The following is a 20,217-nucleotide window of genomic DNA, read 5'->3' on the forward strand; positions in this document are numbered from 1 at the left end:
CGGGCACGGGTAAGCGGGCCGGGGAGGGGCCGCTGTGACACGCGAGTTCGTGAACTGGTCCGGCAGTCTCCGCTTTACACCGGCGGACCGGGCCGAGCCGGCCGACGAGGCCGAGGTGTGCGACCTGGTGCGCCGTGCCCGGGCCACGCGCGCGACCGTCCGGCCGGTCGGCTCGGGGCACTCGTCCAGCCCGCTGGTGCGTACCGACGGGATCCTGCTGAGCCTGGACCGGATGGCCGGGGTGATCTCCGACGACGGGCGGGTCGCGACCGCGTGGGCCGGCACGAAGCTGCGGGCGCTGGGCGAAGGGCTCTACGACGCCGGGCTGGCCATGGACAACCTGGGCGACGTCGACTACCAGTCGATCGCTGGGGCGACCGCCACCGGCACCCACGGCACCGGCATCGGATTTGGGAACCTGAGCACCCAGGTCACCGGCGTGCGCCTGGTCACCGGCACCGGCGACGTGCTGGACGTCGACGCGCGGCGCAACCCGGAGCTGCTGCCGGCGGTGCGCCTCTCCCTCGGCGTGCTCGGCGTGGTCACCCAGGTCACGCTCGACGTGCAGCCGACCTACCAACTGCACCGCCGCTCCTGGTGCGCGCACCTGGACTGGACCCTGGACCACCTCGCCGTGCTGCAGCACACCAACCGCAACATGGACTTCTACTGGTACCCGCGCAGCGACCAGACGCAGATCCGGGTGATCAACCGCACCGACACGGACGCCGCGCCGGACCGGGCACAGCCCCGGCTGCCGGACGGCGAGCCGCGGCAGAGCCAGGTCGGGCCCACCCACCGCACCATTCCCCGGCACCGGGAGCTGCGCTTCGAGGAGATCGAGTACATGCTGCCGTCGGAGGCGTTCCCGGCCTGCTTCGCCGAGGTGCGCCGCCGGGTGCGCGACCGGCACCGCCGGGTGGCCGCCTGGCGGGTCCTGGTCCGCACCATCGCCGCCGACGACATCTGGCTCAGCAACGCCTACGGCCGCCCCACCACCACGATCGCCTGCCTGCAGAACACCTCGCTGCCGTACGACGAGTACTTCCGGGACATGGAGGCGGTGTTCCGGCACTACGGCGGACGCCCGCACTGGGGCAAGAAGCACTGGCTCGGCGCGCGGGAGCTGCGTCCCCTCTATCCCCGCTGGGACGACTTCCAGGCGGTGCGCCGCCGGCTCGACCCGGACGGGGTGTTCCTCACCCCGGACCTGGCCCGGCTGCTGGAGGAGTCGTGAGCGCGCCGGTCGGCGCCCGGGTCTGGGTGGTGCCGGGCGGGCACGTGCCGTTCCCCGCGCACGGCCCGGAACCGGCGTTCACCGCCTTCGACCAGCTCTGCGTGCTCAACGCCGCCGACGAGGACGCCGAGCTGGAGCTGGACTTCTACTACCAGGACGTCGAACCGGTCGGACCGTACCGGCTACTGGTCGGCGCCCGCCGGATCCGGCACGTACGGGTGAACGACCTGATCGACCCGGAGGCGGTGCGACTGGACCGCCCGTACGGCTGCGTGCTGCGTTCCCCGGTCCCGGTGGTGGTGCAGTTCCTGCGCCAGGACACCCGGCTGCCCGGCGTGGTGGCGCTGACCGGCACGATGGCGTACCCCGGGTGAGGTTCGGGCGGGCGACCGCGGGTACCCGGCCGCATGCGGGATGCCGTCGACCGGGTACGCGACGCCGGGCGGTCCAGCCGCCGGCGACTGGGCACGTACTTCATCGTGGCGGTCCAGGCCGGCCTCGCGGCCACGCTGGCCTGGACGGTGGCCCGCGAGGTGCTCGGCAACCCCGACCCGACGTTCGCGCCGGCCGCGGCGGTCAGCGTCATCGCCGCCTCGCTCGGCAACCGCACCCGGCGGACCGTGGAGCTGGTGGTCGGGGTGGTCCTCGGCATCGTCGTCGGTGACCTGCTGGTGCATCTGTTCGGCACCGGGCCGTGGCAGACCGGCGTGATCGTGTTCCTGGCGGTCTCCGCGGCGGTGCTCGTACGCGGTACCGGCGCGCTCGTCACCCAGGCCGGCGGTACGGCGGTGCTGGTCGCCACGCTGACCCCGGTGTCGCCCGACCTGGAGCTGCCCCGGACCCTCAACGCGCTCGTCGGCGGCGCCGTCGGCCTGCTCGTGGTGCTGGTGATCGCGCCGCTGAACCCGCTGCGCGCGGTCCGCCGCGTGGCAGACCCGGCGCTCGACACGTTCGCCAGTCAGATGACCGCGTCGGCGGAAGCGCTTGCACACGCCGACGTGCGCGCGGCCGACGAGGTGCTGGCCCGGATGCGCGCCGCCGAGACGGAACTGGACCGGATCGACGAGATGGTCGGCGCCGCCGACGAGGTGGTCCGGTTCTCCCCGGTGCGCTGGCGGCGACGACGCGCCCTGGCCGCGTATCGGCACGGCGCCGAGCACCTGGACCGGGCGTTCCGCAACAGCCGGGGCATGGTGCGCCGCATCGGCACCGCGTTACGGGACCGGGAGCCGGTGCCGCCGCACCTGCCCGCCGCGCTGGAGCACTTCAGCGAGGCGATCCGGCTGCTGCACCGGGCGTTCCTGGCCGCCGAGGAGCCGGCCGCCGCCCGGGAGCGGGTGCTGCGCGCGGTCCGCGACGCGGGCGAGGCGTGCCGGCAGGAGATCGGCTTCTCCGGCACCATCGTGGTCTCGCAGTTGCGGACCGTCGCCAACGACCTGCTGCGTGCCACAGGCGTGCCGGCGGACGAGGCCCGCCGTCAGGTCCGCCGCGCGGCAGCGGCCCGCTGAGAGGGCCGCTCACGCCTCGGTCAGCAGGGTCTTCTGCACCTTGCCCATCGCGTTGCGGGGCAGCGCGCCGACCAGCCGTACCTGCCGGGGGCGCTTGTGCGCGGACAGGTGCCGCGCCACGAAGTCGATCAGCTCGGCCTCGGCCACGCCGTCGCCGACCACGTACGCGGTCACCTGCTGCCCCAGGTCGGGGTGGGGCGTGCCGACCACCGCCGCCTCCCGCACACCCGGGTGGGCCAGCAGCGCGTCCTCCACCTCGCCGGCCCCGATCCGGTACCCGCCGCTTTTGATCAGGTCGGTGGCGGCCCGGCCGACGATGCGGTGGACGCCGTCCGGGTCGACCGTGGCGACGTCGCCGGTGCGGAACCAGCCGTCGGCGGTGCGACCGGCTGCGTCGGCGTCCGGCCGGTTCAGGTAACCGTCGAACAGCGTGCCGCCGCGTACCTGCAGCTCACCCATGGCCGCGCCGTCCGCCGGCAGCGGGTCGCCGTGCTCGTCCCGCACCCGCGTGTGCACGCCGGGCAGCGGCACACCCACCGTGCCGGGCCGCCGGGGACCGTCCGCGCGGGCGCTCACCGTCACGAGCGTCTCGGTCATGCCGTACCGCTCCAGCGGCCGGTGCCCGGTCAGCCCGGCCAGCGCCGCGAAGACCGGATCGGGCAGCGCCGCGCTGCCGGACACGAGCAGCCGGGCGCCGCGCAGCGCCCGCGCCGCCGCGGGTTGCGCCGCGATCCGCGACCAGATCGTGGGTACGCCGAAGTACAGCGAGCCGCCCGCCGCCGCGTACCGCTCGGGGTGGGGACGGCCGACGTGGCGCAGGCGGCTGCCGACGCGCAGCGGGCCGAGCACGCCCAGCACCAGCCCGTGCACGTGGAACAGCGGCAGCCCGTGCACCAGCACGTCGTCCGGCGTCCACGCCCAGGCGTCGGCGAGCCCGTCCAGGCAGGCGGCGACCGCGCGGCGGGACAGCACCGCGCCCTTGGGCGCGCCGGTGGTGCCGCTGGTGTAGAGGATCAGCGCGGTGGCCGCCGGGTCGGGCTCGGGATGGCTGGTGTCCGAGCGCCGAGCCAGATCCAGCGGCACGAGCGGCGGCGAATGGGCTTCCCGTGTGCCCGGCACCGCCAGCAGCACCTCCGCGCCGGAGTCGCGCAGGATGTGGTCGCGTTCCATCGGCCCGGCGTCGGGCGGCACCGGCACCACCGCCGCGCCGGCGAGCAGCCCGCCGACCACGCCGACCACCGTCTCCAGGGTCGCCGTCGCGGGCACCGCCACCCGGGCCGCGCCGCGCAGGTCGTCGGCGACCGCGGTGGCCGCCCGGCGCAGCTCCACCCAGGACAGCGAGCGGTCCTGCACCCGGATCGCGCCCGGGCGTCCGTCGGTGGCCTCGACGAGCCGGCTGAGCAGCGGCACGGGCACCCCTTTCCGGTACGTCCCCGAGGCGACCGTAGCCGGACGGGCCACCCCGGCCGGGTGGGCCGTCAGGAATGTGTCATCGTGGTCGGCGGCGAGAAAGGGGTCGGCATGTCGGGTCCGTTGCACGGGGTGCTGGTCGCCGACTTCTCCCGCATCCTCGCCGGGCCGTACGCGACGATGCTCCTGGCGGACCTCGGCGCGGACGTGGTCAAGGTGGAGTCACCGGGCGGCGACGACACCCGCGGCTGGCGGCCCCCGGTCCGCGACGACGTCTCCACCTACTACCTGGCGGTCAACCGCAACAAGCGCTCACTGGTGCTCGACCTGACCGACCCCGGCGACCTGACGCTGGCGCACCGGCTGGCCGACCGGGCCGACGTGCTGATCCAGAATTTCCGTCCGGGCGCGCTGCGCCGCTTCGGCCTCGACCACGACACGGTCACCGCCCGCAACGCCCGCCTGGTGTACGCCTCGATCAGCGGCTTCGGCGCCGCCGGGGGTGCCGACCTGCCCGGGTACGACCTGATGGTGCAGGCCGCCGCCGGGCTGATGAGCCTCACCGGGAACGCGGACGGCCCGCCCTACAAGGCCGGCGTCGCGGTGTTCGACGTGATCGCCGGGCTGCACGCGGCGGTCGGGATCCTGGCCGCGCTGCGGCACCGCGAGGAGACCGGGCGCGGGCAGCACGTCACGGTGGACCTGCTCTCCTCGGCGCTGTCCGGGCTGGTCAACCACACCAGCGCGCACGTCGCCGGGGCCGCGCAGCCGCACCGGATGGGCAACGCGCATCCGAGCATCGTGCCGTACGAGCCGCTGCCCACCGCCGACGGCGAACTGGTGGTGATCGCCGGCAACGACGCGCAGTTCCGTACCCTCTGCCGGGTGCTGGGCGTGCCGGAGCTGGCCGGCGACACGCGGTTCCGGCGCAACGCCGACCGCGTCGCGCACCGCGACGAGCTGCGGCCGCTGCTGGTGGCGGCGCTGTCCCGGCGGGGCAGCGCGGAGTGGTTCGGCGAACTGCGCGCGGCGGGCGTGCCGTGCAGCCCGATCAACTCGGTGGCCGAGGGGGTGGCGCTGGCGCAGGGGCTGGGCCTGGAGCCGGTGGTGACGACCGGCGGCGTGCCGGGGATCCGCAACCCGATCGGCCTGTCCGGCACCCCGCCGCGCTACGAGCTGCCGCCCCCGGAGCTGGACGAGCACGGCGACCAGCTGCGCGCCTGGCTCGCCGCCCCCTGAGCCGGGCGCGCGGTCAGAGCGTCTCGACCAGGCGGAAGCGTTCCAGCACGGCCATGGTGTCGTCGTCGACGGTGAACGTGGGGTCGCCGAGCCAGCCGCGGTAGTCCTCGCCGTGCCAGAACCGCTCGTGGCCGGCCCGCCAGGCGGCGACCGACTCGTAGCCCTCGCCCTCGTCCCGCGCGTGGTCGAGATCGACGTCGCCGAGGCGGGCGACGCGGACCTCGACCAGCTCGATCACCGCCACCGGCCGGCTGTCGGAGTCGATCACCGCCGAGCGGGTACCGACGGCCGGCAGTGGCTCGCCGTCGATCTCGTAGTCCTGGACCAGCGCGGTAGTGGTGCTCTTGCTCCCGTCGAGCACGGCGGCGACGAGCTGGTCGCGCAGCGGGCCGGGGAAGGCGAACTCGAAGGTGGGCAGCGCGGCATCCATGCCCGGCAGGCTAGCCGTCGGCGGCGGCGCGGCGCGCGGAGAATTGGAGGCGGAACGGGCAGCCCGCTCAGCCGGCCGGCGGCAGCAGGCGGTCCAGCCAGCCCAACAGCACCCGCTCGTACTGCGGGCTGACACTGTCCAGGTCCTCACCCTCGCCGAGCGTGGGCGCGTGGTCGCAGCCCGCCAGCCGGGCCACCGTCAGCTCGGCGTCGCGGGCCGTCCGCCGCCACACCTCGAGGCTGTCCTCGATCGGGATCCAGGCGTCCGTCTCGCCCCAGCAGAGCAGCACCGGGCAGGTCAGCCGCGCCAGCACCGGCGCCGGGTCGTAGTCCATGTCGGTCCACGTGCCGGGCGTGGCGGGCAGTTCCTCGGGCAGGGACGCCAGTGGGAACCAGGGGTGGCGCACGGCGACGTCCAGCTCCGCCTGCGCCACCGCGCGTGGCACGTCACCGCGCAGGTAGTCCTCGGCGAGCGCGCGCAGCCGGGTCAGCTCAACCACGTCGGCCGGCCCGTATCCGTGCCGGCGTAACTGCTCAGCGGTGCCGTGGCGCATCTGCCTCGCGGGGCTCACCCCGCTGCACCCGACCAGGACCAGGAAGTCGACCGGGTGCCGGGTGGCGGTCAGCACCGCCGCCCACGCGCCCTGGCTGAACCCCCACAACCCGACCGGGACCGCCCCGACGTGCCGGCGCAGCTCGGTCAGCGCGGCGGAGGCGTCGTCGGCCTGGTCGGCCAGCGGCACGTCGTGCCCGTCGACGCGGGGGCGGCGGTCGTAGCGCAGCACCGCGATCCCGGCCCTGGGCAGCAGCCGGGCCAGGTGCGCGTACAGGAAGTGGGAACGCTGCCCGGCGTGCGAGCCGTGCAGCACCACCAGGCCTCCCCGTACCGGCGCGGCCGGCAGGTCGAGGACCGCCGGCAGGCTCGCCGCGCCGACAGTCGTCTCCATGCCGGGCAGTGAACCACGAACCGTCCCGCCCGGTGGTCCCGGCCGCCGTCCGGGACACCCGCCTGCGTACGCTGACCAGGTACGTCGTCGCGACCGTGGAGAACCGCCATGACCAGCCCCGCATCCCGTACCGTCCGGGTCGCCCGCTCCGGCGACGTGGCCGCCCTCGTCGACCTGATCGAGTCGGCGTACCGGGGTGAGCGCAGCCGGCAGGGCTGGACCCACGAGGCGGACCTGCTGGCCGGGCAGCGCACCGACCCGGACATGGTCGCCTCGGCGGTCACCGCCCCGGACGGCGTGGTGCTGGTCGCCGAGCAGGACGGTGACCTGCTCGCCTGCTGCCAGCTGGAACGCCGCGACGACCACGTCTACTTCGGGATGTTCGCGGTGGCCCCCGGCCGGCAGGGCGGCGGCCTGGGCCGGGAGCTGCTGGCCGAGGCCGAGCGGTACGCGACGCAGCAGTGGCACGCCGGTGAGATGCGGATGACCGTGATCGTCCAGCGCGACGACCTGATCGCCTGGTACGAGCGGCGCGGCTACGTCCGCACCGGCGAGCTGAGCCCGTTCCCGTACGGCGACGAGCGCTTCGGCGTGCCGCTGCGGCCGGACCTGGCGTTCGAGACGCTGCGCAAGAAGCTCGGCTGATTCAGCCGGGCCGGTCGACGAGGGCGACCAGCTTCTTCGGGGCCAGCACGCAGTAGCTTTCGGTGAGCAGCTCGGCGACCTCGGTCCAGTCCGTGTCCGCGTCGAGTCGCAGGCCGACCACGTCGGCGGCCCAGTCCGGCTTGAAGAAGTGCGGCCCGGCCGCGAGTAGCCCGGCGATCTCGTCGCCGGGGGAGCGGAACGTCATCACGCACACCGGCTCGTCGGTCGCCGCCGCCCGCGCGTACGCGGCCTGGTGGCCGGGGTCGACGGTGAGCACGTGGGCGAACGTGCGGCCGCGCACCCGCCACCGCACACCCACCCAGGCCGGCTCCTCGTAGGCGTCGGGCAGGCCGAGGCAGACCGGGCGCAGGCGGTCGAGGTGCTCGGGCGGAACGTCTCCGGGACCGGTCATGCCCGCACGCTAGCCGCAGCCCCCGACATTCCCGCCGTACCGGCGTGGCGCCCGGCCGCCGCGCGTCCGGCGGAGAAATGTCAAGCCTGGGAGTACCACGACGATGAGTTTCGGCGAGGCCCGCGGTCAGTGCAGGGAAGACACCTGGATGGAGGACGAGACATGAGCGGCGTACGGGTACTTGTCGGCACGCGCAAGGGCGCGTTCATTCTGACGTCGGACGGCAACCGCGACGACTGGACCGTCGACGGACCGCACTTCGGCGGATGGGAGATCTACCACCTCACAGGTTCACCCGTCGAACCGGACCGGCTCTACGCGTCCCAGTCCGGCGGCTGGTTCGGGCAGCTGATCCAGCGTTCGGACGACGGCGGCCGGAACTGGACGACAGTCGGCAACGACTTCGCCTACAGCGGCGAGGTCGGGCAGCACCTCTGGTACGACGGCACCCCGCGCCCGTGGGAGTTCAAGCGGATCTGGCACCTGGAGCCGTCCCGCCACGACCCCGACACCGTGTACGCGGGCGGTGAGGACGCCGCGCTCTACCTGTCCACCGACGGCGGCCAGAAGTGGTCCGAGCTGACCGCGCTGCGGCAGCACCCGACCGGCCCGTCCTGGCAGCCCGGCGCGGGCGGGATGTGCCTGCACACGATCATCCTCGACGCGGCCGACCGGGACCGGATCTACGTCGCGATCTCGGCGGCGGGCGCGTTCCGCAGCGACGACGGCGGCGCGAGCTGGCTGCCGATCAACAAGGGACTTCGTTCCGGCGAGATCCCCGACACCGACTCCGAGGTGGGGCACTGCGTGCACCGTCTCGCCCAGCACCCGTCCCGGCCGGACACGCTGTTCATGCAGAAGCACTGGGACGTCATGCGCACCGACGACGCCGGCGGCAACTGGCGGGAGATCAGCGGCGACCTGCCGACGGACTTCGGCTTCCCGATCGCGGTGCACGCACACGAGCCGGAGACGGTCTACGTGGTGCCGATCACCAGCGACTCGCTGCACTACCCGCCGGAGGGCAAGCTGCGCGTCTACCGCAGCCGTACCGGCGGTGAGCACTGGGAGCCGCTGACCGAAGGGCTGCCGCAGTCGCACTGCTACGTCAACGTGCTGCGCGATGCGATGGCCGTCGACACGCTCGACCCCTGCGGGATCTACTTCGGCACCACCGGCGGTCAGGTCTATCACTCGGCCGACGGCGGTGACACGTGGGCGCCGATCGTGCGCGACCTGCCGGCCGTGCTCTCGGTCGAGGTCCAGGTGCTGCCGTGATCCGGGTGGTGTTGCCGGCGCACCTGAAGAACCTGGCGCACGTCACGGGCGAGGTACGCGTCGAGGTGGCCGGGCCGCCCACCCAGCGGGAGGTGCTCGACGCGCTGGAGGCCGCGTACCCGATGCTGCTCGGCACGATCCGCGACCGGCACAGCGGGAAGCGCCGGCCGTTCGTCCGCTTCTACGCCTGCGAGCTGGACCTGTCGAACGAGTCGCCGGACGAGCCGCTGCCCGAGGAGGTCGTCAAGGGCAAGGAGCCGTTCATCGTGCTCGGCGCGATGGCCGGCGGCTGAGCGCGTTCGGCCGGGAACCGTGCTCGCCGCGGCCACGTCTGACGGCCCATGACCTTTCGCAGATTCCGGACGATCGGATGGACGATGGCCGCCGCGCTGGCCCTCGGTGGCTGCACCGCGTCACCCTCGGCCGATCCGCCGCCCACCGGCCGGCCCGTTCCGGCCGGTGGGTTGCGGCTCGTCGCGTTCGACTCCTGCGACGAGGCGCTACGGCAGATCCGGGCGGCCGCTCGGGCGGCGGTGGGACCGTGGGGTCTCGGGCCGGGCCGCGACCTGCTCCGGTTCGGCGCGGAGGCCGGGGCCGACAGCGGCGCCCAGAAGGCGGCCGGGCCGGCGTCCACTCCGGACTTCTCCGGGACGAACGTACACGAGGCCGGCGTGGACGAGCCGGACCTGGTCAAGACCGACGGCCGGCGCATCGTCACGTACGGCCGGGGCGTGCTGACGGTCGTCGACCCGGCGACCCGCCGGCAGACCGGCCGGATGGCGCTCGATCCGGCCGCCGACCGGTTCTCCGGGCAGGAGGGCAGCCTGCTGCTGCACGGGGACCGCGCGCTCGTGCTGCTGCGCGCCGGAAGGGTCCCCGAGTCCACGGTGCCCGGTCGGCGTCCCGCACCCGGCGTGGTCGGGCAGGCCCGGATGGTCCTGGTCGACCTCGCCGCAGCGCCGCGCGTCGTCGGCGAGTACCGGATCGACGGCCGGATGGTCGACGCACGGCAGGTCGGCGCGACCGCCCGCATCGTGATCAGTTCCGGTCACCGGCTCGAGTTTCCGCAGCAGCCGGGGGAGCGTACCGACGCTCAGCGGATCGCGGCGAACCGCGGGGTAATCGACAAGGCCACGCTCGACGACTGGCTGCCCCGGTACGAGGTCCGCGACAGCGTCCGCACTGTCGGCAGCGGTCGGGTCGGCTGCGACCGGGTGAGCCGGCCAGCCGGCTTCTCCGCCGCCTCGACGCTCACCGTGCTCAGCTTCGACCTGGCCGCGTCCGCGCTCGGCGCCGGTGACCCGGTCACCGTGTTCGCGGACGGCGACACCGTGTACAGCAACGGTCAACGCCTCTACGTCGCCGCCGACCAGCGCTGGCGGACGTGGCGCGCCGCGTCACCGGAGGCGCGCGACGTCAGCACCGAGATCTATCAGTTCGACACCGCCGCGGGCACGCCGCGCTTCGTCGCCGCCGGGTCGGTGCCCGGCTGGCTGATCAACCAGTACGCGCTGTCCGAGTGGGACGGTCACCTGCGGGTCGCCACCACCACCGGCGACACGTGGAGGCGGGAGAGGTCCTCCCAGTCCGGCGTCTACGTGCTGCGCGCCGACGGTCCCACGCTCAAGCGGGTCGGCGAGGTCACCGGCCTCGGCAAGGGCGAGCGGATCTTCGCGGTGCGGTTCGTCGGCGGCACCGGATACGTGGTCACGTTCCGGCAGACCGACCCGCTGTACGGCGTGGACCTGCGCGACCCGGCCGCGCCACGGGTGACCGGCGAGCTGAAGATCAACGGGTATTCGGCGTACCTGCACCCGGCCGGCGACGGCCGCCTGATCGGCGTCGGCCAGGACGCCACTGACGAGGGGCAGGTGACGGGCACCCAGGTGTCGCTGTTCGACGTCGCCGACCCGGCCCGGCCCACCCGGATCGCCCAGCACCACGTCGCCCGTGGCTGGTCGGAGGCGGAGCACGACCCGCACGCGTTCCTCTACTGGCCGCCGGAGCGGCTGGTGGTGATCCCGGTGATGCAGTCGGGCGTGGACACCGATGGGCCCGACGGCACAAAGCGCCCGCCGTTCGGTGGTGTGCTGGCGTTGCGGCTCGGCGACAAGGGATTCACAGTGGCCGGCGCGGTGGACCATCCGGGGAGCCTGGCCGACGGCGGCGAGCGGACGCCGATCCGCCGCTCACTGATGATCGACGGTGTGCTCTGGACGCTCTCCGACGCCGGTCTCAAGGCGACCGCCCTGGCCGGCATGACCACCCTGGCCTGGGTGCCGCTGACCTGACATCGGCCGGACCTCGCCGCGCGCGTGGGCGCGCGACGAGGCCCGGCACGTCACTGTTCCAGCGCCGCCTCGGCCGCCGCGACCTGCGGGCCGACCCGCAGCGCGTACGCGACGACGCCGCCGAGGAGGAACGTCGTGGCGGTGACCGCGGCGATTCGGTTGCCCGGCTCCTGCGCCATCCACAGCGCCGCCTGCCGCCATTCCGGCCCGCCCGGCGCGGCCATGAAGGACGCCATGGCGGCCCAGGCGGTCGGCGCCTGCCAGGCGGCCCGGGCGCCGGCCAGTGCCGCGCCGAGGCCGACCAGCCCGATCAGCCCGGCCGTGTTGCGGGCCAGCACGGACAGCGGTCCGAAGTCGACGCCGAGGACGCGGGCGGCGGCCAGCAGCCCGACCACCGCCGCGGCGTACCCGAGCAGGTGCCCGGCCCGGCGCGGCGCCCACTGCCACGCGGCGGTCCGTTCCAGCGCCGGGTCGGTGCCGGCGAGCGTCGGCCCCAGCGGCGCCACCGCCAGGGCGGTGGTGAGCACGGCGAGGCCGGCGGGCACCTCGGGGCGGTCGGTGAAGCCGGCCCAGGCGACGGCCATCACGGCGACGGCGATAGCGGATCCGGCCAGGGCGGCGGGTAGCCGGCGGGACCGCACGTACAGCGGCAGCCAGCGGGTCACGGCGCGGCCCGTCCGGTGAGCGCCGGCATCAGGTCCGGCTCGCACCGCGCGGCGGCGTCCCGCAGCGCGGTGATGCGCCGCAGCTGCTCCGGCTCGGGCAGCGCGCGCAGTTGCCGCACCCCGTCCCGGATCTCCTCCTGCTGCTCGTCGGCGTACCGGTAGCCGGTCCAGGAGTCCCACAGCCGCACCGTCTCGGCGTCGAGCAGCCAGGCCGCGGCGATCGCCGGGGCGATGTCGTCGCCGCTGCGCCCGCAGCCGTACCACATGGTGCCGCCGCCGAGGGCGATGCGCTCTGCCACGTCGGCGGCCTGGCCGGTGTCCGGGTCGACCTCCAGGAGGAACTGCACGGTGCCGGGTGCCGGCTTGGGCCGGTGCCACTGCTCGCTGTCGTTGCTGCCGACGGTGTCCAGCCGCACTTCCACCGCGCGGGCCGGCGCGTCCGGCAGCTTTGCCAGCGCCTTGAGCCCTCGGCGGGCCTCGGGAGTGATCTCGGGCAGCAGGTGCGCGTTGACGGCGGTGACGCACACCTGCGGCGTGCCGTCGGCGCAGACGAAGCGGCGTGCGTCCGGATCGAGCTGCCAGATCCCGGTCGGGCCGGGCACGCCGATCAGCAGGAGACCCGCCACGCCCCCGGCGAGGCTCGCGAGCGCCCCGGCCCGGACCGGCCACGACCGGCCCGCCGCCAGCAGCAGCCCGGCGAGGACCAGCCCGACGCCCAGCGCGAGGCGGCTGAGCAGCAGCCGGTCGGACAGCGTCTCCCACGGCGTGTCCGGCGGCCAGGAGATCATCAGGGAGGCGTTCGACAGCCGGCTGGTGCTGCCCGGACCGCCGAGCATGGCAGTGCCCTCCTGCGCGACCAGGCCGGCGGCGGCCAGCAGCGGCGGCAGCAGCGGCGAGGACCACAGCCGGCCGACGGCCACCCCCACCCAGGCCGCGCCCACCAGCACCAGCACGTCGGTCAGGGGCCCGGCGAGTCCGCGTACGCCGAGGTAGGCGCCGTCGAAGGTGACCACCGCGCCGGCGCCGGCGAGCACGAGCAGGTGCGCGGCCGCGACGGCGACGCCGAGCGCGGTCATCGCGGGCAGCGCGCGCTGCCAGCGGGGCCGGCCGGTGCTGTTCATCAGCTCGTCGGCGCGGGTACGCCGGTCCCGGCGGCCCAGTACCGCGCCGCCGGCCAGCGACAGGGGCATCAGGAGGAACATGCCGGAGGAGTGGACGTAGCCCAACCGCAGCCACTGTCCCTGCCAGAAGCTGTACATGCTGGCGGCGCCGAGGATCCCGATGATCAGGAGCAGGACCGCCATGGTCGGCGCGTTGGAGCGGCGCAGTTCGACGCGTACCTGTCGGATCATCAGGCGCTCCGGTGCTGCTGGAGAAGGTACGAGTAGCCGCGCTCGGCGGCGCTGTCGCCGACGCCGCCGGTCTCGCCGTGGCGGACCAGGTCGGCGGGCAGGCCCTGGAACACGCGGGTGCCCTGGTCCATCAGGATGACGTCGGAGCAGGCCGCCACCACGTCCTCCACCAGGTGGGTGGAGACCAGCACGCAGGCGTCCGCGCCGAGTTCGCGGATCAGCTCACGGAACTCGACCCGCTGTTCCGGGTCCAGGCCGACTGTCGGTTCGTCGAGCAGCAGCAGGTCCGGTTCGTTCACGATCGCCTGGGCGATGCCGGCCCGGCGCAGCATGCCGCCGGACAGCGACTTGAGCTTGGCGTCGGCCCGGTCGGTGAGGCGTACCCGGTCGATGGCCCGCTGGGTCGCGCCCGGCACCGCCGAGGCCGGCATCTCCCGCAGCCAGGCCACGTACTCGACGTACTCCCGGACGGTGAACCGCGGGTAGTAGCCGAACTGCTGCGGCAGGTAGCCGAGCCGGCGGCGCACCGGCCGCAGCTCGCGGGACGCGGTGGCGTCCGCGCCGAGCAGCCGGAGCACCCCGCCGTGTGGTTTGACCACTGTGGCGAGCGCGCGCATCAGCGTGCTCTTGCCGGCGCCGTTGGGGCCGAGCAGCCCGTGCACGCCGCTGCCCAGCGTCAGGCCGAGGTTGTCGACGGCCAGGTGCCGTCCGGCCTTCACCGACAGTCCCACCGCCTCGATCCGCCAGGCGTGCCGGGTCGGCGCCACCTCGTCGGCGCTCACTGCGCGTACCAATGTCGTCTCCTTCTCGGGGCAGGGTCGTCCGCGGCGCCGGCGGGGCGCCGTGGCGTGGTTCCTGAGGGCCGGCGTCAGCCGGCGGGCCGCCGCAGGTGGTCGGCGCGCAGCACGGTCAGCGCGGTGAGCACGGCGGCGGCCGCCGCCCAGGCGGGCATGGTGGCGGGCCGGAGCAGGGCTTCGGTGACGGCGGCGGCGCGGGCCGCGTCGGCGTCGCCGGTGAACGACGCGGCCGCGACCGCGGTGAGCCAGCCGCCGCCGAGGACGGCGGCGGCCAGCGGCACGCCGACGCGGCTGCCGAGCAGCAGCGTCGCCGCGGTGAACGTCAGGCAGGGCAGCAGCCACAGCGCGGGGTTGCGGCCGACCGCCAGCCCGGCCACCGCGAGCACGGGCGCGACCAGGAGCAGAACCGCGAGGGTACGGCGCAGCAGCAGTTCCAGCCCGGCGCGGGCGGTGCCGGCGACCACCTCCCAGTTCGGGTTGGCGCGTCGGGACCAGGCCACCGCGAGCCCGGCCAGCGGCGCGACCGGCGCGAGCAGCAGCACCGTCGAGGGCTGCTCGGGGTAGTTGCGGTCCAGCAGCACCGCGGCGAGGATCGCCGTGCACGTCATCGCCGCCCAGGCCAGCAGCGACCAGTCGGTCCAGCGCAGCCACCACCGTCGCAGCGGTCGCCGGGGCACCGGTCGCGGCCCGGTGCGGGCCTGTGCCAGGATCGCCTCCCGGGCGTCGCCGAGCAGCGCCCGCAGCGGCGGCGTGGCCAGCTCGCCGAGCCGGTCGCGGCACTCGGCACAGCCCTCCAGGTGCACCTCGATCGTCCAGGCGGCGGCGTCGTCGGGGCTGCCCGCCGCGTACGCGACCAGTGCCGGCGGGGGAACGTGAGCGGTCATGCCAGTGCCTCCCGTAGCGCGTTGCGGGCACGCCGCGCCCGGCTCTTCACTGTGCCCTCCGGCACCCCCAGCAGGACCGATGTCTCCCGGACGGTCAGTCCGTCCAGGACCATCGCGGCGAGCACCGCCCGCAGTTCCGGGGCCAGCGCGTCCAGCGCGGCTCCTACCTCCGAGCCGAACGACCCGGCGAGCGCCTCGTCCTCGGCGGCCGGCGCGCTGCGTACCGGAAGCACGTCGGTGGGCACCTCCTGGACGCGGGCGCGGCGGCGCAGCGCGTCGACCAGGCGCCGGGCCGCGATGGTCCAGATCCAGCCGGCGGCCGAACCGCCCGGCGCGTCCGATCCACCGGAGCGCCGGATGCCGGAGAACGAGCCGGCGGCCCGCCACACCGTCAGGTACGTGTCCTGGAGGACCTCGGCGACGATGCCGTCGTCCGCGCAGCGCCGCCGCAGCCGGATCGCGAGCCACGGCGACGTACGCCGGTACAGCTCGTCGAACGCGTCGAGGTCGCCGCGTGCGACCCGCCGCAGCAGCCGCTCCTCGTCCTGTTTGCTTCCTCCCACGCCTAGATGGTCGTTCACGGCCCCTCCGACGGATCACGGCGCGGCGTGACCTGGGTCACACCGCGCCGTGGGCGGGTGTCCGTCACTGCGCGGCGGCGAACGGCCCCTTCGGTCCGAACGCCAGCGCGGCGAACCGCTCGCCGATGCGGCGGTCGGCGGCCGGGTCGGGGTGCAGCTCGTCGGGCAGCGGCAGCTCGGCGTAGTCGGCCTCGCCGTACAGCTCCAGCCCGTCGAGGTAGTGCAGGTTCGGGTCCGCGTCGGCCCGGGACGCCACGATCCGGGCCAGCTCGGCGCGGATGACGCGCAGCGTGAGCCGGCCGGATGCCACCTCGGCCGGGTCGCCGGTGGCCCGGAACCGCACCTTCCCGTCGACGAACTCGACAGCGCCCGGGCCGGGCGTGTCCTCCTGGATCGGGCACAGGATCGACGACACGACGAGCAGCGGCGTGTCCGGGTGCCCCTCCCGGATGGTGTCCAGGAAGCCGTGCACGGCCGGGCCGAACGCGCGCAGCCGCATCAGGTCGGCGTTCACCACGTTGATGCCGATCTTGACGCTGATCAGGTCGGCCGGGGTGTCGCGCATCGCGCGGGCGGTGAACGGATCGAGCAGCGCGCTGCCGCTGAACCCCAGGTTGACCAGCTCCACGCCGGCCAGCGTGGCGGCCACCGCCGGCCAGGTGCCGGTGGGGCTCTCCGCGTCCGAGCCGTGGCTGATCGAGCTGCCGTGGTGCAGCCACACCCGGCGGTCACCCGTGTCGACCGGCTCGACCGGCGCGTCCGTGCGCAGCGCCACCAGCTCGGTGATCTCCCGCTGCGGCAGCCAGATCACCACCTCCTTGTCGGTGGCGGGCAGGTCGGTGAAGCGCACCGTGCCGACCGGCCCCGGCTCGATGCCGGACGTGCCGGTGGCCAGGTCGATGGTGAGCACCTTGCCGCCACCGGCGGTGGCCTGACCGGCGAGGCGGCCGTCCACGACCAGGTCGTAGCGGCCGTCGGGACGCGGCCCGGTGCCCCGGTAGACCATCTTCATCGGCAGCACGTCCAGCTCGACGGTGGTGGCGCGGGTGCGGAACACCAGCCGTACGCCCGAGGGCATCGCCTCCGCCGTCGTCAGCTGCGGGTCGATGTTCTGCGCCCGGGCCCACGCGGGCAGCCGGTGCGGCAGCACCCCGTCGGCGGTCTGTTCCAGGTCGAGCGCGCCGCGCAGCAGGTCGGAGGTGATCGGAGTGGTGAGGTGCGGGGATGCCATGATCCCGATCCTGCCCCCGGATCCGGGGGACCGGCCACCTGATTTATCCGACAGGCCGGACTCGTGACACTGAGTCAGTCGGTGAGCACGAGATCCACGTACCGGGCGGTCATGGTGGCGAGCACCTGGTCCGGGTCGGTGGCCCACACCTCGGCGTTGAAGATCTCCACCTCGACGTCGCCCGAGTATCCGGCGGCCTCCACCGCGCGGCGCAGCGGCGGGAAGTCGATGTGCCCGTCGCCCATCATGCCGCGCCCCAGCAGCACGTCGGCCGGGAGCGGGGTGAGGAAGTCGCATATCTGGAAACTCGCGATCCGCGTCCCGGCGCGGGCGATCTGCCGCCACACGTCCGGATCCCACCAGACGTGGAACGTGTCCACCACGACGCCGACCTGCTCGGCCGGGAACGCCTCGGCCACATCGAGGGCCTGCCCGAGCGTGGACAGCACGGCCCGGTCGGCGCAGTACATCGGGTGCAGTGGCTCCAGCGCGAGGCGTACCCCGCGCGCAGCCGCGTACGGGGCCAGCTCGGCCAGCGCGTCGGCGACCCGCTGCCGCGCGCCCGCCAGGTCACGGGAGCCGGGCGGCAGCCCGCCGACGACGAGCACCAGACAGGCGGCGCGCAGCGCGGCGGCCTCGTCGATCGCGCGCCGGTTGTCCGCCAGTGCCGCGGCCCGTCCGGCGTCGTCGGCGGCGGTGAGGAACCCGCCCCGGCACAGCGACGACACCCGCAGCCCGGCGTCGGTGACGAGCCGCGCCGCGGCCGGTACGCCGATCTCGGCCACCGGCTCGCGCCACAGCCCGATCGCCGGGATGCCGGCGCGCACACAGCCGTCGACCGCCTGCGCCACCGACCAGCGTTGCGTGGTGCGCTGGTTGAGCGACAGCCGGGCCAGCCGGGGATCGGCGCTCATCCGGGCACGCCCGCCACGTCCAGGTACGCGCGCATCCGCCGTGCCGCCAGCTCGGGGTCGAGCAGCAGCCCGGCGGCGTCGGCCAGCCGGAACGCCTCGACCAGGTGCGGGACGCCGCGCCCGCCGTGCAGGCCGCCGACCATGGTGAAGCCGGGCTGTCGGCCGTTGAGCCAGGACAGGAACGCGATGCCGGTCTTGTAGTACGGCGTCGGCGGGGCGAACAGGTGCCGGGACAGCGGCACCGTCGGGTCGAGGATCGCCCGGAACCCGGCCCTGTCGTCCGCGTCGAGCCGGGCCAGCGCCGCCGACGCGGCCGGAGCGATCGCCGCGAACGCGCCGAGCAGCGCGTGGCTGAACCGCTTCCCGTCGCCCTCGATCAGCTCCGGGTAGTGGTAGTCGTCGCCGGTGTAGACCTTCACCGTCGGCGGCAGCAGTTCCCGCAGCCGCACCTCCCGCCCGGCGTCGAGCAGCGACACCTTCACGCCGTCGACCAGGTCGGCGTGGGCGTGCACCAGCGCGGCGAACGTGGCGGTGGCCTCGTCCAGGTCGGTCGAGCCCCAGTAGCCGGACAGCGCCGGGTCGAACATGTCGCCGAGCCAGTGCAGCACCACCGGCGCGCCGGCCTCCCGCAGCACCCGCTCGTAGACGCGCAGGTAGTCCTCCGGGCCGGTGGCGAGCGCGGCGAGGTGCCGGCTGGCCATCAGCACCGGCGTGGCGCCGTACCCCTGCACGACCGCGAGCTGCTCGGCGTACGCGGCGACGACCTCGTCGAGCGTGCGCGGGACGCCGGTGAGCTGGTCGGTGCCCACCCCGGCGACGATCCGCCCGCCGCAGGAGGCGGCCTCGGCGGCGCTGCGCCGGATCAGCTCGCGGGTGGCCGTCCAGTCCAGCCCCATCCCGCGCTGCGCGGTGTCCATCGCCTCGGCCACACCGAGCCCCCACGACCACAGGTCGCGCCGCACCGCGAGCGTCGCGTCCCAGTCCAGGCCCGCCGGACGGCCGGGGGAGTTGTCGGCGTACGGGTCGGCGACGACGTGCGCGGCCGCGTACGCGATCCGGCTGGCCGGCGGCCCGGACGGCCGGCGCCAGGCGGGCGGTTCCCGTAGCGTCAGCTTCTCGGAGCCGCCGTCCGGCGCCGGCAGCATGATGCGCGTGCTCACCGGGGGATCTCCTCGATCGTCACCCGCCGCCCCTCGCGGGCCGAGCGCAGCCCGGCCTCGGCGAGTTGCACGCCGCGCGCGCCGGCCAGGAAGTCCCACGGGAACGGCTCGTCGTCGACGACGTGCCGCAGGAACGCTTCCCACTGCACCTTGAACGCGTTGTCGTGCTCGCCGTTGTCCGGCACTGTCTGCCACTGCGCGCGGAACGGCTCGGTGACCGGCAGGTCCGGGTTCCACACCGGCATCGGGGTGGTGCCCCGGTGCTGGATGCGGCAGTCGCGCAGCCCGGCGACAGCGCTGCCGTGCGTGCCGTCGACCTGGAACTCGACCAGCTCGTCCCGGTGCACACGGACCGCCCAGGAGGAGTTGATCTGCGCGACGATGCCGCCGGCGAGTTCGAAGATGCCGTACGCGGCGTCGTCGGCGGTGGCGCGGTAGTGGCCGCCGTTCTCGTCGACGCGCTCGGGGATGTGCGTGGCGGTGACGGCGGTGACGGCGGTGACCGGGGCGATGATCTGCTCCAGCACGTAGTGCCAGTGCGGGAACATGTCCAGCGTGATGCCGCCGCCGTCCTCGGCGCGGTAGTTCCAGCTCGGACGTTGCGCGGCCTGCCAGTCGCCTTCGAACACCCAGTAGCCGAACTCGCCGCGCACCGACAGGATCCGGCCGAAGAAGCCGCCGTCGACCAGCCGCTTGAGCTTGCGCAGGCCGGGCAGGAACAGCTTGTCCTGTACGACGCCGTTGCGGACGCCCTTCGCGGCGGCGAGCCGGGCCAGCTCCAGCGAGGCGAGGAAGTCCTCGGCGAGCGGCTTCTCGGTGTAGACGTGCTTGCTGGCCTCGATCGCCGCCCGGATCGCCTTCTCCCGCGCGGCGGTCACCTGGGCGTCGAAGTAGATCTGGTGGGCGTCGTCGGCGAGCGCCGCGTCCAGGTCGGTCGTGTACGCCGACAGCCCGTGCCGCTCGGCGATCTCGGCCAGGCGGCCCGCGTCGCGGCCCACGAGCGTCAGCTCGGGCCAGATCCGGCTGCCGTCGCGCGCGGGCACGCCGCCCTGGTCGCGGATGGCCAGCAGGGACCGGACGAGGTGCTGCCGGTAGCCCATCCGCCCGGTGACGCCGTTGAGGATGATCCCGACGGGTGTGCGCTCCACTGTGCCCCTCCCAGCGGTGAATGCGCTTTCAGTAAGCGCTTTCAGGGTGTTACCGTAGCCACGCCGGAACACCGGGTCAAGACGTTCCG

The 20,217-nt window shown here is 74.5% G+C and carries 21 protein-coding genes; 8 read left to right on the top strand and 13 right to left on the bottom strand.

The window, feature by feature from the left end:
* The first annotated feature begins 34 nt into the window (after positions 1-34).
* Genes DQE82_RS23540 through DQE82_RS23550 form a run of 3 tightly spaced genes read left to right on the top strand, consistent with a single transcriptional unit; the run spans position 35 to position 2,745 of the window.
* Entirely contained in the window at positions 35-1,237 is a 1,203-nt protein-coding gene (locus DQE82_RS23540; RefSeq protein ID WP_113973975.1) for a D-arabinono-1,4-lactone oxidase, read from the top strand.
* Positions 1,234-1,611: a sensory rhodopsin transducer gene (locus DQE82_RS23545; protein WP_030502308.1), complete on the top strand. Its 378-nt coding sequence runs from the start codon at positions 1,234-1,236 to the stop codon at positions 1,609-1,611. The genes DQE82_RS23540 and DQE82_RS23545 overlap by 4 nt, the downstream gene beginning before the upstream one ends.
* A gap of 33 nt (positions 1,612-1,644) precedes the next feature.
* A complete protein-coding gene (locus tag DQE82_RS23550) occupies positions 1,645-2,745 on the top strand; it encodes an aromatic acid exporter family protein (protein ID WP_030502309.1) in 1,101 nt (366 codons plus the stop codon).
* A 9-nt stretch (positions 2,746-2,754) separates the two neighbouring features.
* Here DQE82_RS23550 and DQE82_RS23555 read toward each other — a convergent pair whose 3' ends face one another.
* A complete protein-coding gene (locus DQE82_RS23555; protein WP_113974217.1) occupies positions 2,755-4,155 on the bottom strand; it encodes an acyl-CoA synthetase in 1,401 nt (466 codons plus the stop codon).
* Positions 4,156-4,266: 111 nt separating this feature from the next.
* On the opposite strand from DQE82_RS23555, the gene DQE82_RS23560 reads away from it, so the two are divergent.
* A complete protein-coding gene (locus DQE82_RS23560; RefSeq protein ID WP_113974219.1) occupies positions 4,267-5,394 on the top strand; it encodes a CaiB/BaiF CoA-transferase family protein in 1,128 nt (375 codons plus the stop codon).
* Positions 5,395-5,407: 13 nt separating this feature from the next.
* Here DQE82_RS23560 and DQE82_RS23565 read toward each other — a convergent pair whose 3' ends face one another.
* Both DQE82_RS23565 and DQE82_RS23570 read right to left on the bottom strand, forming a co-directional pair.
* Complete coding sequence (locus DQE82_RS23565) at positions 5,408-5,824, bottom strand: ASCH domain-containing protein (protein WP_043324256.1); 417 nt, start codon at positions 5,822-5,824, stop codon at positions 5,408-5,410.
* Positions 5,825-5,891: 67 nt separating this feature from the next.
* Positions 5,892-6,770, bottom strand: a complete 879-nt coding sequence (locus DQE82_RS23570; RefSeq protein WP_113973977.1) for a S9 family peptidase — start codon at positions 6,768-6,770, stop codon at positions 5,892-5,894.
* 108 nt (positions 6,771-6,878) lie between these two features.
* On the opposite strand from DQE82_RS23570, the gene DQE82_RS23575 reads away from it, so the two are divergent.
* Positions 6,879-7,415 carry a GNAT family N-acetyltransferase gene (locus DQE82_RS23575; RefSeq protein ID WP_043324251.1) on the top strand — a complete coding sequence of 179 codons (537 nt, stop codon included), beginning with the start codon at positions 6,879-6,881 and terminating at the stop codon, positions 7,413-7,415.
* Position 7,416: 1 nt separating this feature from the next.
* Here the strand turns inward: DQE82_RS23575 and DQE82_RS23580 are convergent, their stop codons facing one another.
* The gene (locus tag DQE82_RS23580) at positions 7,417-7,827 is read right to left on the bottom strand and encodes an MmcQ/YjbR family DNA-binding protein (RefSeq protein ID WP_043324249.1); all 411 of its coding nucleotides are present in this window, start codon (positions 7,825-7,827) and stop codon (positions 7,417-7,419) included.
* A gap of 162 nt (positions 7,828-7,989) precedes the next feature.
* On the opposite strand from DQE82_RS23580, the gene DQE82_RS23585 reads away from it, so the two are divergent.
* The 3 genes from DQE82_RS23585 (at position 7,990) to DQE82_RS23595 (ending at position 11,396) form a co-directional block, all read left to right on the top strand.
* Entirely contained in the window at positions 7,990-9,105 is a 1,116-nt protein-coding gene (locus tag DQE82_RS23585) for a sialidase family protein (protein WP_113973979.1), read from the top strand.
* Complete coding sequence (locus DQE82_RS23590) at positions 9,102-9,398, top strand: MoaD/ThiS family protein (RefSeq protein ID WP_030502317.1); 297 nt, start codon at positions 9,102-9,104, stop codon at positions 9,396-9,398. Before DQE82_RS23585 ends, DQE82_RS23590 begins: the two co-directional genes overlap by 4 nt.
* Positions 9,399-9,482: 84 nt before the next feature.
* The gene (locus DQE82_RS23595) at positions 9,483-11,396 is read left to right on the top strand and encodes a beta-propeller domain-containing protein (protein ID WP_113973981.1); all 1,914 of its coding nucleotides are present in this window, start codon (positions 9,483-9,485) and stop codon (positions 11,394-11,396) included.
* A 50-nt stretch (positions 11,397-11,446) separates the two neighbouring features.
* Here the strand turns inward: DQE82_RS23595 and DQE82_RS23600 are convergent, their stop codons facing one another.
* From DQE82_RS23600 to DQE82_RS23640, 9 genes are all read right to left on the bottom strand, one after another.
* Positions 11,447-12,061, bottom strand: coding sequence for a hypothetical protein (locus DQE82_RS23600; protein WP_113973983.1), 615 nt, complete (start codon positions 12,059-12,061; stop codon positions 11,447-11,449).
* A complete protein-coding gene (locus DQE82_RS23605) occupies positions 12,058-13,413 on the bottom strand; it encodes a hypothetical protein (RefSeq protein WP_113973985.1) in 1,356 nt (451 codons plus the stop codon). The genes DQE82_RS23600 and DQE82_RS23605 overlap by 4 nt, the downstream gene beginning before the upstream one ends.
* The gene (locus DQE82_RS23610) at positions 13,413-14,207 is read right to left on the bottom strand and encodes an ATP-binding cassette domain-containing protein (protein WP_113973987.1); all 795 of its coding nucleotides are present in this window, start codon (positions 14,205-14,207) and stop codon (positions 13,413-13,415) included. Before DQE82_RS23610 ends, DQE82_RS23605 begins: the two co-directional genes overlap by 1 nt.
* A gap of 74 nt (positions 14,208-14,281) precedes the next feature.
* On the bottom strand, positions 14,282-15,094 hold the full coding sequence (locus DQE82_RS23615) for a zf-HC2 domain-containing protein (RefSeq protein WP_113973989.1): 813 nt from the start codon (positions 15,092-15,094) through the stop codon (positions 14,282-14,284).
* Positions 15,091-15,675 carry an RNA polymerase sigma factor gene (locus DQE82_RS23620; protein ID WP_104113132.1) on the bottom strand — a complete coding sequence of 195 codons (585 nt, stop codon included), beginning with the start codon at positions 15,673-15,675 and terminating at the stop codon, positions 15,091-15,093. Before DQE82_RS23620 ends, DQE82_RS23615 begins: the two co-directional genes overlap by 4 nt.
* A 64-nt stretch (positions 15,676-15,739) precedes the next feature.
* Positions 15,740-16,906: an SGNH/GDSL hydrolase family protein gene (locus tag DQE82_RS23625; protein ID WP_113973991.1), complete on the bottom strand. Its 1,167-nt coding sequence runs from the start codon at positions 16,904-16,906 to the stop codon at positions 15,740-15,742.
* 74 nt (positions 16,907-16,980) lie between these two features.
* Positions 16,981-17,820, bottom strand: coding sequence for a sugar phosphate isomerase/epimerase (locus DQE82_RS23630; protein ID WP_104113130.1), 840 nt, complete (start codon positions 17,818-17,820; stop codon positions 16,981-16,983).
* Positions 17,817-18,980 carry a dihydrodipicolinate synthase family protein gene (locus tag DQE82_RS23635; RefSeq protein WP_113973993.1) on the bottom strand — a complete coding sequence of 388 codons (1,164 nt, stop codon included), beginning with the start codon at positions 18,978-18,980 and terminating at the stop codon, positions 17,817-17,819. Before DQE82_RS23635 ends, DQE82_RS23630 begins: the two co-directional genes overlap by 4 nt.
* Positions 18,977-20,128, bottom strand: coding sequence for a Gfo/Idh/MocA family protein (locus tag DQE82_RS23640; RefSeq protein WP_113973995.1), 1,152 nt, complete (start codon positions 20,126-20,128; stop codon positions 18,977-18,979). The genes DQE82_RS23635 and DQE82_RS23640 overlap by 4 nt, the downstream gene beginning before the upstream one ends.
* Positions 20,129-20,217 lie beyond the last annotated feature (89 nt).

This window comes from Micromonospora sp. LHW51205 (genome assembly GCF_003315815.1).
GTDB lineage: Bacteria > Actinomycetota > Actinomycetes > Mycobacteriales > Micromonosporaceae > Micromonospora > Micromonospora chalcea.

Coding starts and splice junctions, on each gene's coding strand:
- DQE82_RS23570 (WP_113973977.1), bottom strand. CDS start 6,770: ATGGAGACGACTGTCGGCGCGGCGAGCCTGCCGGCGGTCCTCGACCTG.
- DQE82_RS23625 (WP_113973991.1), bottom strand. CDS start 16,906: ATGGCATCCCCGCACCTCACCACTCCGATCACCTCCGACCTGCTGCGC.
- DQE82_RS23605 (WP_113973985.1), bottom strand. CDS start 13,413: ATGATCCGACAGGTACGCGTCGAACTGCGCCGCTCCAACGCGCCGACC.
- DQE82_RS23595 (WP_113973981.1), top strand. CDS start 9,483: ATGGCCGCCGCGCTGGCCCTCGGTGGCTGCACCGCGTCACCCTCGGCC.
- DQE82_RS23585 (WP_113973979.1), top strand. CDS start 7,990: ATGAGCGGCGTACGGGTACTTGTCGGCACGCGCAAGGGCGCGTTCATT.
- DQE82_RS23615 (WP_113973989.1), bottom strand. CDS start 15,094: ATGACCGCTCACGTTCCCCCGCCGGCACTGGTCGCGTACGCGGCGGGC.
- DQE82_RS23575 (WP_043324251.1), top strand. CDS start 6,879: ATGACCAGCCCCGCATCCCGTACCGTCCGGGTCGCCCGCTCCGGCGAC.
- DQE82_RS23560 (WP_113974219.1), top strand. CDS start 4,267: ATGTCGGGTCCGTTGCACGGGGTGCTGGTCGCCGACTTCTCCCGCATC.
- DQE82_RS23580 (WP_043324249.1), bottom strand. CDS start 7,827: ATGACCGGTCCCGGAGACGTTCCGCCCGAGCACCTCGACCGCCTGCGC.
- DQE82_RS23550 (WP_030502309.1), top strand. CDS start 1,645: ATGCGGGATGCCGTCGACCGGGTACGCGACGCCGGGCGGTCCAGCCGC.
- DQE82_RS23565 (WP_043324256.1), bottom strand. CDS start 5,824: ATGGATGCCGCGCTGCCCACCTTCGAGTTCGCCTTCCCCGGCCCGCTG.
- DQE82_RS23630 (WP_104113130.1), bottom strand. CDS start 17,820: ATGAGCGCCGATCCCCGGCTGGCCCGGCTGTCGCTCAACCAGCGCACC.